At 62.1% G+C, this 10,229-nt stretch carries 10 protein-coding genes; 5 read left to right on the forward strand and 5 right to left on the reverse strand.

Annotated elements, in window-relative coordinates:
* Window positions 1–3: 3 nt before the first annotated feature.
* The 4 genes from IQ782_RS27430 to IQ782_RS27445 all read right to left on the reverse strand — a co-directional run bounded on the left by IQ782_RS27430 (window position 4) and on the right by IQ782_RS27445 (window position 3,864).
* Entirely contained in the window at window positions 4–858 is an 855-nt protein-coding gene (locus IQ782_RS27430; RefSeq protein ID WP_194137866.1) for a carbohydrate ABC transporter permease, read from the reverse strand.
* A 60-nt stretch (window positions 859–918) separates the two neighbouring features.
* Window positions 919–2,220: an ABC transporter substrate-binding protein gene (locus tag IQ782_RS27435; protein WP_338092659.1), complete on the reverse strand. Its 1,302-nt coding sequence runs from the start codon at window positions 2,218–2,220 to the stop codon at window positions 919–921.
* Complete coding sequence (locus IQ782_RS27440; protein WP_240989629.1) at window positions 2,201–3,289, reverse strand: mannonate dehydratase; 1,089 nt, start codon at window positions 3,287–3,289, stop codon at window positions 2,201–2,203. Before IQ782_RS27440 ends, IQ782_RS27435 begins: the two co-directional genes overlap by 20 nt.
* Window positions 3,290–3,435: 146 nt before the next feature.
* The gene (locus tag IQ782_RS27445) at window positions 3,436–3,864 is read right to left on the reverse strand and encodes a VOC family protein (RefSeq protein ID WP_194137867.1); all 429 of its coding nucleotides are present in this window, start codon (window positions 3,862–3,864) and stop codon (window positions 3,436–3,438) included.
* A 164-nt stretch (window positions 3,865–4,028) separates the two neighbouring features.
* Between IQ782_RS27445 and IQ782_RS27450 the strand changes: the two genes are divergently transcribed.
* A complete protein-coding gene (locus IQ782_RS27450; RefSeq protein ID WP_194137868.1) occupies window positions 4,029–4,823 on the forward strand; it encodes an IclR family transcriptional regulator in 795 nt (264 codons plus the stop codon).
* 11 nt (window positions 4,824–4,834) lie between these two features.
* On the opposite strand, the gene IQ782_RS27455 is transcribed toward IQ782_RS27450, so the two are convergent.
* The gene (locus tag IQ782_RS27455; protein WP_194137869.1) at window positions 4,835–6,031 is read right to left on the reverse strand and encodes a mandelate racemase/muconate lactonizing enzyme family protein; all 1,197 of its coding nucleotides are present in this window, start codon (window positions 6,029–6,031) and stop codon (window positions 4,835–4,837) included.
* A gap of 124 nt (window positions 6,032–6,155) precedes the next feature.
* Here IQ782_RS27455 and IQ782_RS27460 point away from each other — a divergent pair, with 124 nt between their 5' ends.
* The 4 genes from IQ782_RS27460 to IQ782_RS27475 are packed head-to-tail and all read left to right on the forward strand — an operon-like array spanning window position 6,156 to window position 9,513.
* Entirely contained in the window at window positions 6,156–7,172 is a 1,017-nt protein-coding gene (locus IQ782_RS27460) for a Gfo/Idh/MocA family protein (protein WP_194137870.1), read from the forward strand.
* Entirely contained in the window at window positions 7,169–7,921 is a 753-nt protein-coding gene (locus IQ782_RS27465) for an RraA family protein (RefSeq protein WP_194137871.1), read from the forward strand. Before IQ782_RS27460 ends, IQ782_RS27465 begins: the two co-directional genes overlap by 4 nt.
* Before the next feature lie 24 nt (window positions 7,922–7,945).
* Window positions 7,946–9,019: an ABC transporter ATP-binding protein gene (locus IQ782_RS27470; RefSeq protein ID WP_194137872.1), complete on the forward strand. Its 1,074-nt coding sequence runs from the start codon at window positions 7,946–7,948 to the stop codon at window positions 9,017–9,019.
* Window positions 9,016–9,513 carry a heme-degrading domain-containing protein gene (locus IQ782_RS27475; RefSeq protein ID WP_194137873.1) on the forward strand — a complete coding sequence of 166 codons (498 nt, stop codon included), beginning with the start codon at window positions 9,016–9,018 and terminating at the stop codon, window positions 9,511–9,513. The genes IQ782_RS27470 and IQ782_RS27475 overlap by 4 nt, the downstream gene beginning before the upstream one ends.
* Window positions 9,514–10,229: the final 716 nt, after the last annotated feature.

Raw genomic sequence — 10,229 nt, forward strand, 5'->3', positions numbered from 1 at the left:
GTACTACTCCTTTTCGGCAAAGACTGTGATGTAGAGGACCATTAGGACGCCGGTGATCAGCAGGAACATAACCGACAAGGCCGCTGCCTCATTGAACTGGAAGAACTCGAAGGCCTGACGGAAGATTTGCATCGGCAGAATGATGCTTCGGTTTGCCGGGCCGCCACGGGTCATCGCGTAGATGATTGTAATCGCGTTGAGCCCCCAGATCGCAAGCAGCAAGGTGAGCGAGGCCAGCACCGGACGCAGCTGCGGCAGCGTCACGTAGAAAATCTCGTGATGCAGGCGTGCTCCGTCGATGCGCGCGGCCTCGTAGACGTCCTTCGGAATGGCCTGAAGCCCGGCTAGGACCATGATCGCCACGAAGGGGAACATCTTCCAGACGTTCACGACGACCAGTGCGGGCATCACTGTGTCGGGATTGGTCAGCCAGCCCACCGGCGCATCGATGAGGCCGGCACCCTGCGCCATGTAGTTAATGATGCCGAACTCCGTGTGGAACATCCAAGCCCAGGTGGTCGCCGCGACGATGCCGGGGATGACCCAAGGAACGACGATCATGGCGCGCAGCGCGCTGCGCCCCCAGAACTCCGCGTTCAGCAAGATGCCGACGGCGGTGCCGAGGATGATCTGGAAAACGATCGAAAAGCCGACATAGACGAAGGTGTTCCGCAGGGTGGTGCCCGTCAGCCTCTGATCGAGCACGGTTCGAAAGTTCTCGAACCCGACGAAATTTCCCATCGGGTCCTCGACCGAAAGAAGCACCGTGTAGACCAGCGGGTAGAACACCAGAAGGGCGAGCACAAAGAGTGCCGGAAACACGAAGAGCGGCCCGACGAAACGGGATTGGATACGCATGTTTGGATGTCCTCGGTGGGCTTGGGCGCGGCAACACCGAATGCCGCCGCGCGCCTGGGATTACTTCTGGATCAGCCCGTCGATCTGCTGCGAAGCCTCGTCGAGAATCTCTGCCGCCTCGGCTTGGCCCAGGAGGATTTCCTGGATCGAGTCGAAGTAGACCTGCGTGATCTGCACCCAATTCTCGAGCGGCGGCTGACGGCGCGCGTATTGGAGCATATCGCGGAACGGCTCAAGTTGCGGATCCTGGAAACGCTCCATCGACATTGCGGATTGGCGCGCCGGGAAAGTGTCCGTGTAGAAGCCCATATTCTCGGGTTCGGCCAGGAAGGCGAGCAGCTTCAGCGCATCTTCCTTGTTGCGCGCCGCATCCGGCACCGCGAAGTTCCAGCCCCCAAGGATCGCCGACCGCTCCTTGCCCTCCGGGTGGGGAAGCAGGGCGGTACCGATGTCGATATCGGGGTTTTCCTCGGCGATGGAGCGCAGGTCAAACTGGCCAGATTGGTAGACGGCGATCTTATTGGCAATGAACAGGCGCCGCAGAGCGTTGCCATCGTTTTCAAGCGTGGAGGGCGGCGCGAGGCCGTCGTCGAGGAATCCAGTGTAAAACTCGACGGCTTCCACGGACTCGGGCTGTGCAAGAATGCTCTGATCGTTGGCTTCGTTAAGTACGCCCCCGCCGTTCATCCAGAGGAAGGGCAGCGAACGGAAAATTGTGTTCGACACCTCGCCGCCACCGGCGATACCCATTCCGAAGGTATCGCCCGTGGTCAGCGCCTCTGCGGCGCTCCGCAGTTCCTCCCAGGTTTCGGGGAAGGCATCGGGATCGAGCCCCGCGGCTTCGAACATGCCCTTGTTGTAGATCATCGCATGCGCTTCTGCCCGGAACGGCAGGGCATAGAGCTGCCCATCCACCGTGGCAGTATCGAGCGCCGCAGGCAGGAAGTCGTCCAACTCGACGCCAAGTCCGGCGACGGCCTCATCCAGTGCCATGAGACCGCCAGTGGTGGCAAAGGGCGCAGTCCAGCCATTTGCGATATCCACCAAGTCCGGCGTATTCCCCGAGCGCAACGCCACCAGGAGGCGGTTTTGCAGGCCGTTGGGAACGACGCGCTCGATGTTGACGGTGATGTCGGGGTTTTGCTCCTCGAAAGCGGCAGCCAGTTCCTCGGCGCGATCCGCGCCAAACTCGGGGGCCCACCAGGTCACCTCCCCAGCGATGGCTGCGCTGTGCCACAGCCAGAGCGGCAGCGCCGCAGTTGTCGCTAGTTTTCCGAAATGTCTCATAGTCTTACTCCTCCCTTGGATATCTGTAATGTCGCTCTTGGCGTGGGCGTCGCGATCATTCGGGACCGCGGGCACCGAGCTTTGGCACCATGGCAATCAACCCGTTCATGTAGCCGACCGCATGGGCCATCCCGACGTGCCATGGCGCAGGACAGGCGATCTCGGGCACATGGTCCGGAACCAGGATCCCGGTGTAGTTCTCTTCGTGCAGGATGCGGGCAATGCGCCCCATGTCAGTATCGCCATCGTCGACAAAGGCCTCCTCGTAGCGCGGCACCTTGCCCTTCACGTTGCGAAAGTGGACGTAGGCGACACGTCCGCTCTGGAGATAGTGGCGCGTGGTTTCGTAGATATCTCCGGGCATCTCCATCAGCGACCCGATGCAGAACTGCATGGCATTCGAAGGACTGTCGACGAGACCCAGAAGCCGGTCGTATTTGGCATGGCTGTTGACGAGCCTGGGCGTGCCGCGAAGCCGTTCCACGGGCGGGTCGTCGGGGTGGGCGGCAAGCACGACACCTGCCTCCTCCGCGACCGGGACAAGTTCCTTGAGGAACCACTCCAGCCGCCGCCAAAGGTCTTCGTCGGAGCAGGTCACCTCCGGACCGCCACGGTCTTCGCGGACCCGCGTGTTCCAGACAACGCCGTCGGGGATCGGTAGATCATGATCAAAGCGATCGAGATCGAAGGTGGTCGCCATCGCCCCGCCGCGACCAACGGGTCGACGCTGCCAACCCCAGACGCCCGCAAGCGAGAAATTGTAGCCGAGCACAGGAATTCCAACCTTTCCCATGTCGCGAACCAATTGCTGGAGCCCCCGCATCTGCGCGTCTCGGTTTGGCCCGTCTAGAAGGATGTCTGACCAGAGCGCAGGCGGGATATTCTCAATCGCCGCAACCTCGATGCCTTCGCGGCGCAACATCGCCACGGAGTCTTGCAGCAAGGCGGCGTCCCATGGCGGCGGCATCATATCCTCGGACTGCGGGGGACCAGGCTCGCCGGAGAGCCAGCCTGAGGCATCCGCATTGCGCCCGTAGCGCACGAGGTGAATGACCACCTTGCGCACCCCGAGCTGTGCCGCGAAACGGGCCCCTTCCGGCGAAAGGGTCTCGCCGAACAGAGTCAGCCCTACCTGCATGTCCATTCCCTCCCAGGCAGGGTTTGAGCAATCAGCTCAGAAACCCCATGCCATCATAAAAGTTCGTATTTGAACACTCTTGTACTATGAGTGAAACATGCGGAGCACGGCGCGACAAGTCAAGCCCGGATCTCTACCGCGTGGCGGACCAACTATTGCGACATGCGCGCAAGCGCTTGAAACTGCAAAGAATTGACAGCCATCTCCATGATTTCGATGCGGTTTCCATCCGGATCGTCAATCCAGCACTGGCGATTGTTGTCGCGTCCGGTGGTCAATGGCTTGACCAGCGGAATGCCGCGCTCGGTCAAGTGTGCGACTGCCGCATCAATATCTGCCGTCTCGATGCAAAGGTGGTTGAACCCCGTTGCATCCTTGCCTGGAACTTCCTTGCCCTCACCGTCCGGGAAAAGCTCTAGATAGGTCGTATCCGTGACATGCATGTAGACCAGCCAAAGTCGCCCATCATCTTGATTAAGCCGGAACATTTCCTGAAATCCAAAGGTGTCGCGATAGAAGGCAATTGAGCGGTCGATATCGGTACACCGCAGTGCGACATGGGCGAGTCCGGTGAAAGTCATAGCTAATTCTCCTGTATTGCATCGTGTTGGCACCGCTCGCTGTCACGCCTGACTGGACAAGTCCGCGCAACTTGGGTACGTGAAGGGTAAGTTCATATTTGGGACACTTCATGAGATCTAAGTCAGACCCGCGCGCGATGGAGGGCGATGCCACCGGAGATGCTATGGAGAAGCATCGCATTCCTGCCATCGACCGCATGATGGACGTGCTGTCCTATCTTGAGAAAAAGCCCAGCGGCGCATCGACTCGGGAACTGGTGGAGAGCCTTCACCTGCCGCGCACGACGGTCTACCGGCTGCTCAACTCGCTGCACTCCTACCGTATGGTGCGACACCTGCCAGACGGCAACTACGTGCTCGGAACCCGACTGATCTCTCTGGCAGCGAGGGTGCTGCCCTCTGCCGCAGACATCGACATCGTGCTGCTCGCGACACCGCACATGGAGCGGCTGTCGGACGCAACTGGCGAGGGTTGCAAGCTCTCGATCCTGAATGAGGGTGGCGTCGTCGTAATCGCGGCCAGTCCCGGGACGCGGGGGCTTGCACTTGCGGGGGTTCCCGGACAGCGCTTGCCGATCCATGCCGGAGCCGCGAGCAAGGTGCTGCTTGCCGGCCTCACCAAGTCGGAACTGGACGCGATATTGCCCGAGGAACTGGCCCGCTATACCCAGCAGACCATCACCTCGCACAAGCAACTCAGGGCTGAACTGACGCGTGTGCGGCGCCAGGGATGGGCTGCGGACGAGGGCGAGTTTTCGAAAGGCGTCAACGCCTTTGCCGCACCGGTTCCGGGTCGGGACGGCCATACGCTCGCGGCGCTCAGCCTGCCTTACGTCGCCGATGAGGTCGATCCGGCGCGTCTCGACGTCTTGCGAGCCGCGACGATCTCGGCCGCAGGCGCCATCGCGGCGGACCTTCCGGTCGCCGCCAAACGAAGCACTGTGGGCTGGCAGGGCTGAGTTCCGGCTGCTCACGCGAAGAACCCCGCATCTTCCTCTCGCAGGTGCGGCTTGGCTGCTTCGGGGTTGAGCGTCACGCCCAAGCCAGGTGCTTCGAGCACATCGACGAACCCGTCACGCACGATGGTTTCCGGCAGCCCCTCGACGATGTCGGACCACCAGGCCGGCTCGGCGATGGGGTATTCGAAGGCAAGGAAGTTTGCAGGTAGCGTTGCGCAGACCTGGATAAGCGCCGCGAGGCCGATCAGACCGTTCGCCGTCCCGTGCGGCGCGAAGAGGATGCCGTGAAGATCGGCGTGCTCGGCCACCCACTTGAGCTCTGCCAGCCCACCGATGTCCGCCGGATCAGGCCCCAGTACATCGACGGCGCGGCTTTCGATCAGGCTGCGGAAGTTCTGCCGCAGATATATCTGTTCGCCGGTATGGATCGGCGTCGACGTGGAGGTGGTCAGGTCTCGATAGAGATCGGCATCGACCCAGGGCGTATAGTCGCCAGACAACAGGTCCTCGAGCCACAAAAGATCCAGATGTTCGACGCCTCGGGCGAAGCGGAGCGCGTCCGGGAACATCCAGCCGGGTCCGCAGTCAAGCGCCAACCCTACACGGTCACCCGTCACCTCTTTCATCGCCTCGATGCAGGCGATGGTGTGGCGCAGACCGCGCTCTGTCACCTTGCCACGCTCGAGGATGCCGTGCAGACCCGGGCCAGCAGGCTCCCCGTAGTGAAAACCCGGCACTTCCGAGCGCATCGGACAGTGAAAGCTGATCGGCTGTTTCAGCATGGTAAAACCTTCCGGGCGGGCCATGAGCCTCCGAACATCCTCGGCGTAATCCTCGGGTTCGTAGCCTGTCATCGGAAAGCGGATGCCGCCGTTGTAGACGCGGATCCGATCGCGGACCTTGCCGCCCAGAAGCTTGTAGACCGGCAGGTTCGCCGCCTTTCCGGCAATGTCCCATAGCGCCATCTCGATGATGCTGACGGCGCTTCCGAAGGGTTTGAATGCGCCGCGCTGGCGAATGCGCAACATCGTTCGCTCGACATCCGTCGGGTCGGCACCAAGCAGCGGCTCGCGCAGCGTCAGCACATGAGGCTTCAGGAAGGGCTTGTGGAACTCCGCCTGCCCAAGGCCGTCTATCCCTTCATCGGTGCAAATACGAACCACGGGATGATTTCCGATGATCGCACACTTCAGATCGGTGATTTTCATGACGCTCTGCGTTTCCCTGTCGATTCGGTGTCTTGCGACTGTTGTGACTTGACACTGATCAATTTCTGCACTCAGTTCAATCCAAATCGGAACTATCTATATCCAAATATGAAACAGAGGCAAAATGACTGATTTGATCAGGTGGGGCGTCCTCGGGACGGCGGGGATCGCCGTCCGCAAGGTCATCCCCGGCATGGAGACCGCCGCGAGCAGCGTTGTTACGGCCATCGCGTCCCGCGACGATCAACGCGCCCGCCAGGCCGCGCAGGCTCTAGGGATTCCGAAACACTACGCGAGCTACGAAGCCCTACTCGCGGATCCCGAGATCGACGCCATCTACAATCCATTGCCGGTGAGCCTGCACGTCGACTGGACAATCCGGGCGCTGCAGGCCGGTAAGCATGTGCTTTGCGAAAAGCCCATCGCGCTGACCGCGGAGGAGGCACGTCGCCTGGTCGATGCACGCGACGCCACCGGCCGCGAGGTGCTCGAGGCGGTGATGGTGCGCCAGCACCCGCAGTGGCTGCGCGTCAAAGAGATTTTGCGCTCGGGCGAGATTGGCGAGGTCTCGCTGGTTCAGATGGCGTTGACCTTCTTCAACGACGATCCAGGCAACATCCGCAACATCGCTGCGCTCGGCGGTGGCGCGCTCTACGATATCGGCTGCTATGCAGTGTTCCTGTCACGTTTCATCTTTGGGACGGAGCCGGAGCGTGCCGTGGCCATGTGCGTGACCGATCCCGACTTCTCTACCGATCGCCTGACCGGCGGCGTCGTCGATTTCGGCGCTGGCAAGATGCTGTCTTTTGCCTGCGGCACGCAGCACAGCCGGTTTCAGACGGTGCAGATCTTCGGCAGCAGGGGCCGGATTGAAGTGCCGGTGTCGCTCAATGCTCCTCAAGGAGGCGAAACCACCATTCTCGTGGACCCCTCCGGCGACAACGATCCCGACCGCCTGCGGCGCGAGACGATCCCGGCCTGCGATCAATACGGCTTGCAGGCCGAGCTGGCGGCGCGTGTCTTCCAGGGCCGCGAGGCGCCCGCATACCCCATTGAGGACGCCGTCGCGAATATGGCGGTTGTCGATGCCCTTTACCGTTCCGCAAAGAACCACACCTGGGAAAAGGTTGAACGCACATGATCATTGATCCCTCCGTCACCCCGCCGGCGGACATCACACGTCCGTCCCCGCAGCTTGTCGACGGGCTCCGTGCGATGGGCACTGCCACCATCAGCGGAGAACTCTCGCGCCTCGGCATCCGTGATCCGCAGCTCTGCGGACTTCAGGCGCTGTTTGATGGGACATGCATCGCGGGTCCGGCACTGACGCTGCAATTCCTGCCCAAGCGAGAGGACCTCGCGCCGGGCGAAGAATATGCCGACCCCGAAAAGCAGATCCACCGACACGTCCTCTACCTCGTGCAGGACGGCGACGTGGTGGTCGTGGACGCGCGCGGCGATCTCAGTTCGGGCATCTTTGGTGAGATGATGATGACCTACTTCGGCGGGCGCAAGGGCGCGGGCGTGATTGTCGATGGATGCCTGCGCGACACCCCCAAGATCGCCGGGCTCGGCGTTCAGGTTTGGGCCCGGGGGCGGACGCCGAATTACCACACGCAGACAGGTCTCATGCCCTACGCGGTCAATGTGCCCATCGCCTGCGGCGGCACCACCGTCATGCCCGGCGACATCATCGTGGCCGATGAAGACGGCGCCGTGGTGGTGCCGATCGCGCTTGCCCCGGAAGTGCTAGAGGCCGGGAACCACCATGCCGAATGGGAGGACTTCTCGCGCGCCAAGCTGAGCGAGGGCGGAGACCTTCGGAAGTACTATCCGCTCTCGGATGAGGTTCAGGCCGAATTCCGGGCATGGCGCGAACAGCAGTCCTGAGCCAGCGGGTAGAGGAGGAGAGACATGGCTAATATCAATCTGCGCGACATACGGAAATCCTACGGAGCGGCCGAGGTCATCCATGGCATCTCGCTCGATGTCGAGGACGGGGAGTTCGTCGCGCTTGTCGGGCCTTCAGGCTGCGGCAAATCCACTTTGCTGCGGATGCTCGCCGGGCTCGAAGAAATCACATCCGGTGACATCGAGATCGGTGGGCGCAAGGTGAACGCGCTGTCTCCACGCGAGCGGAACATCGCGATGGTGTTCCAGAGTTACGCGCTCTACCCCCACATGAGCGTGCGCCAGAACATGAGCTTCAACCTGAGGCTCTCGCGCCTGTCCAAGCCGGAGATCGAGACCCGCATCGCCGAGGCGGCGCGGATGCTCGGGCTTGAGGAGTTGCTCGACCGCAAGCCCGCGAACCTGTCGGGGGGGCAGCGGCAGCGTGTCGCCATGGGCCGCGCGGTCGTGCGCGATCCCGCCGCGTTTCTCTTCGATGAGCCGCTCTCCAATCTCGACGCCAAGCTGCGGGTTCAGATGCGGGCCGAGATCAAGGCGCTGCACCACAAGATGGGCACCACCTCGGTATACGTCACCCATGATCAGATCGAGGCGATGACGCTGGCCGACCGCATCGTGGTGCTGAACGGCGGGCGGATCGAACAGGTCGGCCGGCCGCTGGAGCTCTACCGCCAGCCCGCCAACATGTTCGTCGCAGGGTTCATCGGGTCCCCGGCAATGACATTTTTCGACGCGCGCCTCGACACTCGGGAGGGACGCAAGGTCGGTGTTCTGGCGACGGGAGAGACCGTACCGCTCTCGGCACCCGCCAATGCAGGCGAAGACGGGCGTGAGGTTGTTCTTGGGATCCGCCCCGAGGATCTCGTCCCTGGCGAGGGTCCGATCCGCGGCACCGTCCAGCTTGTCGAGGTCACTGGAGCTCAGGCGCTTCTCACCTTCGAATGCACCGCCGCCCGGCAGCCGGTGGTGGTGCTAGTCGACGCGGACGCCAATCCCGACATCGGCGCTCCCGTCTCGGTTAGCGCGCCACCCGATCGGGTCCACATATTCGACCGTCAAACTGGAGACCGCCTATGACCGATCTCGCCGCGCAAATTGCAGCACTGGAGGCGGAGCACGAGGCCCTGGCCCTCGATCGCTTCGACGTCGATGTCGCCTGGTCTATAGGCAGTTGGCTGAGACAGAGGGCCGCCACCGAGACCCTGCCGATTGCGATTCAGGTCGCCCTGCCTGGCTGCCCGGTGTTCTCTGCGCTGCTGCCCGGCGCCAGCCCGGACAATCTCGCGTGGATCGAAAGGAAGCGTAACGTGGTGGAGCGGTTCTGGGAAAGCTCGCTTCTCACCACGCTGCGCTGTGAGGCGCTGGGGACGACGCTCACGGCCAAGTTCCGGCTCGATGAAACGCGCTTCGTTCACTCTGGGGGCGGTGTCGCCGTGCGACTTTCTGCGCTGGGTGGGATTGCCGGAAGCGTGATCGTCAGCGGCCTTTCGCAGCGGGAGGACCATGCTCTCGCAGTGGCCGCGATCGAAGCTGAAAAGGGAAAGCAGGCCACGCGACACAACGGAGTATGATCCCATCGTGTCCAGGGGCGCCAATGCACTGCCCCTCGGAAGCCCGCCACGATCTAGGGTAGGTGCCAGTTCGGTCAATTTTCTCGTCTGGCCCTTCGCCTTGTACTCCCGCAGGTTTCGTTGGGCGCGATAGACAGTTCTATTCGCATACCGGTGGGTTGCGTAACTCCGCCAAATGCCCTTGCGGATCGGAACAAAGAGGCAACATTCTGGATTCGGAAGTTTAATGAGACATACAAGTTCGCCCATGGCGCCGATATGCAAAACCTGGCGCGGGGCACGACCTGCCTCCGAATCCCGTCGACCAGTGTGGAAAGGAAGCCGCTCCGCGCACCTTGAACGTCGCGGTTTGGAGGCCCGCCGCCCGGGCTCGTATTAAGTGATCCTCACGCTAAAGCTGAAGCGCAGCCTCTTTGGTGACATCAACCGGGTTGTTGCCGAGCAGCCGCGTCTACACCATCGCGCCGCGCGCCAGCTGCGGAAGGCTGGCTAAAGTACGTGCAAATCTCGCAGCCGCGCAGGGAGCCGGCCCGTGCAATCAGTTTCTGAAGAATTGGCGAAGGCGGCCGACCAAGCCCATCTTCGTCGATACGCCGGTGATGAGGATAGTGATATTGGTCACGTCCGATCCGGTGCTAGCGATGATAGTGCCCCGCGGCGTGGTGTAGGAAGCCGCGAGCGTCGCTGATCGCGAGGCTGGCGGTCATCGTCGATCT

The sequence above is a fragment of the Salipiger mangrovisoli genome, from assembly GCF_015223355.1.
Lineage (GTDB): Bacteria > Pseudomonadota > Alphaproteobacteria > Rhodobacterales > Rhodobacteraceae > Salipiger > Salipiger mangrovisoli.

Excerpts from the sequence above, each read along its gene's own strand:
- IQ782_RS27430 (WP_194137866.1), bottom strand. The coding sequence starts at position 858 with ATGCGTATCCAATCCCGTTTCGTCGGGCCGCTCTTCGTGTTTCCGGCA.
- IQ782_RS27440 (WP_240989629.1), bottom strand. The coding sequence starts at position 3,289 with ATGGACATGCAGGTAGGGCTGACTCTGTTCGGCGAGACCCTTTCGCCG.
- IQ782_RS27445 (WP_194137867.1), bottom strand. The coding sequence starts at position 3,864 with ATGACTTTCACCGGACTCGCCCATGTCGCACTGCGGTGTACCGATATC.
- IQ782_RS27450 (WP_194137868.1), top strand. The coding sequence starts at position 4,029 with ATGGAGAAGCATCGCATTCCTGCCATCGACCGCATGATGGACGTGCTG.
- IQ782_RS27455 (WP_194137869.1), bottom strand. The coding sequence starts at position 6,031 with ATGAAAATCACCGATCTGAAGTGTGCGATCATCGGAAATCATCCCGTG.
- IQ782_RS27460 (WP_194137870.1), top strand. The coding sequence starts at position 6,156 with ATGACTGATTTGATCAGGTGGGGCGTCCTCGGGACGGCGGGGATCGCC.
- IQ782_RS27465 (WP_194137871.1), top strand. The coding sequence starts at position 7,169 with ATGATCATTGATCCCTCCGTCACCCCGCCGGCGGACATCACACGTCCG.
- IQ782_RS27470 (WP_194137872.1), top strand. The coding sequence starts at position 7,946 with ATGGCTAATATCAATCTGCGCGACATACGGAAATCCTACGGAGCGGCC.
- IQ782_RS27475 (WP_194137873.1), top strand. The coding sequence starts at position 9,016 with ATGACCGATCTCGCCGCGCAAATTGCAGCACTGGAGGCGGAGCACGAG.